Here is a 2,948-nt window from a genome sequence, read left to right as displayed (position 1 = left end):
CGTGGCTTTGGCCGTCTGCTCGGCGAGCGCCTTCACCTCGGAGGCAACGACGGCGAAGCCCTTGCCAGCGGCCCCGGCCCGGGCGGCCTCGATCGTGGCGTTCAGGGCCAGCAGGTTGGTCTGCCCAGCGATGGTCGAGATCAGCCCGACCACGTCGCCGATCCGGGACACGGCGGCACTCAGCTCCTGCACGAGGCTACCGGTCTGGTCAGCCTCGTGCACGGCACGCTGTGCAAGCTCGGCCGAGCCGGCGACCTGCCGGCTGATCTCCTGCACCGATGAGCCCAGCTCCTCGGCGGCGGCGGCCACGGTGTTGACGTTGCTGGCGGCTTCTTCAGCGGCCGCGGCCACCGTGGTCGACTGACTGGCGGTCTCTGTCGCCGTGGCCGTCATGGTCTGGGCTGTAGCCTGCAACTCGGTCGCGGAGGACGACACCATGCCGATGATGCCACCGACCGCGGCCTCGAAGCCGTCGGCCATCTGGCGCATCCCGGCCTTGCGCTGCTCTTCGGCGGCGAGGCGCGCCTGCGCGGTCTCCGCTTCGAGCGCCTTCATGCGGATCAGGCCGTCCTTGAACACCTGAACGGCATCCGCGATCGTGCCGATCTCAGTCTTCGCGCCCTGGTGCGGGATGGTCGCGGTGAGGTCGCCAGCTGCAAGGGACTGCATCGGGTGCACGACCGAACCGATGCCGCGGGAGATGCCCAGGATAATCGTAGCGGCCAGCGTGATCGCCAGGATGACGGCGACGAGACCCGCCCCCACCAGCGTCAGGCGCGTCCGAGCGTAGGCTTCTTGGCCATCGATTTCGGCCTGCTTGGCCCCGTCCTGGTTGAGTTTGATGATCTTATCGAGAGCGACCGACGCGTTCCGGCGAGGTGGGACGCTCCTGGCCTCGTAGAAGCTGAGGGCTTGGGCCTTCTCGCCCTTGCGGGATAAAGCGAGGATCGGATCGACCGAGCTCATGAACGTGCGCCATTCCTGAGCGAACGTCTCGTAGAGCGCCCGCTCCTCAGGAGAGCTGATAAGGCCCTCATAAGCCTTAGCTGTCGTCTCGATCTTCTGCGCACGGTCGACGAGATCGCTATCGATGCTGATTAGCATCTTAGGATCGTCCGTCAGAATGTGGCGCAGCAGGCTCGTCGTATACCGGCCGGTCAAAGCATCGACTTGACCGGCGGTCCGCACGCTCGGCAGCCAGTTCGTCTCGACGTCGACGAGCAGTCCATTGATCGTGGATGCGCTCCATAGCCCGACCGTGCTCAGCCCACCTAGAAACAGGAGGAGCACTGAGAAGGCAGCGATGAGCTTGCTGCGAATGGACATGGACTGAAACGACACGGCCAACCCCATAGAGCGGCCGGCGATCGAGCAATGCGTGCAGCCACTGGAATTCCGACCTAGCCGCGAATGGTTAATAGACCCAAAAACTTCATTGGTTCCATCGGTATAGGCCTGAAGTGAGGCAGCTGAGTACCTTGTAGGCGAATGCTGATGAATAAACGTTCTCTAGACTGACTTCAAGTCAGGCAATCTGCCTCTTGATTGTGAGAGCGGCCAGATCAGTAATCGTCTCCATCCGCTCGGTCGTAACACCCTGTTAGCGCGCCAGCTAGCAGGTGGGTGTGATCGGCATAGCCGTCGTCATCCCTGTAAAGCGTGGAACAGGTAGTAGCCGAGCATCTGACTGCCTTACCGGGCTGCGCGCGGTGCGAAGTCCGCAGGCACTGCATCGACGCGAATCGTCTGCGCGAATTCCCAGGTCTGCGCATTGATGAACACTGGAACGGGATGATCGACCCGGACGGCGCAACGCAGCAACGGCTGGTTCCGGCGGAGAAAGACGTTATAGACTTCGTCTGATCGCATACGCTGCCTCCCAGACACGTTAAGGTAACGCCCCTGTGACGACGCTGGTAGGATGATGCGCGCGTCGTCAGATCGATGGTGGTTATCGCATGCTCGGGCGTGATTTCACGCTCGGCAGCGCAGACCATTGCGATTTTAGAGCAGCCTCGTGCGGCTGCGCACGCGCTGTCGTGACCGGCGCATCCGGCTCCGGATCGGCTTTCGCGAGCATCATCGACGCACCGAACGAGACCAAGCCTGCCATCGATTGCAGACTCTGCGGCTGCCGAGGGTCGTTGGCGATCTCAGCCGCCTCTCGCTCGAGACGGAGATTGCACGCTTTGACGGGTAGTGCGTCGTCCGGGGTGCAGGCGTCGTGGCGGGCACACGCAGCGTCCAGCGCGTCGATCGGAGCCAGTGGAGCGTTGTTGCCCGGGCCGCAGTAATTGCCGTGGATCAGGATCACAGGCTTTCCGGGGGTTGATTGCGCCATCGCCGGTGCGGCGAGACAGGTGGCGAGCACGAGTGGGGCAGCGAATTTTAACAGCATAGGGTTGGAGCCTTGAGCGATCTCACCCCCTCAGGTGTTTTCGCGGGAGATTACTTGCTGGCCGCCGCCACGATCGGCGAACGCTTGGGCGCGTTGAAGACGGCCTTGCACCCGGGGCTGAGCTCAGCCTTGCGACGTTGCATGCAGGCGGTGATGCGCTCGCGATCCGGGATCTCGCTGAGGCAGAGTCGGAAGGCGTCGCCGCGGCAGAGGTTGGCCGCTTCCGCTTCCGAGGCCTCCGTCTGATGTGCGTATGCGAAGAGGGCGATGGCGAGGATGGCGCGGCCGAGCATGGCGATCGATCAATTATTGCGTTGAATGTGAGCGGGTGGCGAACCGGATTATCCGCCGCCCGGTGCTGACCTTAGAAGGCCGCGTCGTCATCCTCGGCAGTCTGGCCATGCAGACGGGCAGAGCCGTCGAACTCATCCTGCAACATCGGCGTCGCCTGACGCGCGAACTGACGGCCCTGGGCGCTGTCGCCGGTCTGGGCGTATGCTTTGTAGAGGCGCAGCGTCTCGGCATCAGAAGCGGCTTGCTGGCCGGTGTA

Annotated in this window: 3 protein-coding genes and 1 pseudogene; all 4 read right to left on the bottom strand. The window is 63.4% G+C overall.

Translation table 11 applies throughout. The annotated features are described in order from the left end of the window. A partial coding sequence (locus tag MKK84_RS18865; protein WP_243922401.1) for a methyl-accepting chemotaxis protein occupies positions 1 to 1,326 on the bottom strand: 1,326 nt, incomplete at its 3' end. A gap of 625 nt (positions 1,327 to 1,951) precedes the next feature. Continuing rightward, a complete protein-coding gene (locus tag MKK84_RS18860; protein WP_243922399.1) occupies positions 1,952 to 2,398 on the bottom strand; it encodes a hypothetical protein in 447 nt (148 codons plus the stop codon). Between the two features lie 50 nt (positions 2,399 to 2,448). After that, a complete protein-coding gene (locus MKK84_RS18855) occupies positions 2,449 to 2,691 on the bottom strand; it encodes a hypothetical protein (protein WP_243922397.1) in 243 nt (80 codons plus the stop codon). 71 nt (positions 2,692 to 2,762) lie between these two features. Then, positions 2,763 to 2,948, bottom strand: a pseudogene (locus tag MKK84_RS18850) (hypothetical protein); the annotation flags it as partial.

The sequence above is a fragment of the Methylobacterium sp. E-065 genome, assembly GCF_022829605.1.
In the GTDB taxonomy this organism is placed as follows: Bacteria; Pseudomonadota; Alphaproteobacteria; order Rhizobiales; family Beijerinckiaceae; genus Methylobacterium.
The sequence above is the reverse complement of the archived record's forward strand: the minus strand, read 5'-3'. Positions and strand labels throughout refer to the sequence as shown.

Excerpts from the sequence above, each read along its gene's own strand:
- MKK84_RS18860 (WP_243922399.1), bottom strand. The coding sequence starts at position 2,398 with ATGCTGTTAAAATTCGCTGCCCCACTCGTGCTCGCCACCTGTCTCGCC.
- MKK84_RS18855 (WP_243922397.1), bottom strand. The coding sequence starts at position 2,691 with ATGCTCGGCCGCGCCATCCTCGCCATCGCCCTCTTCGCATACGCACAT.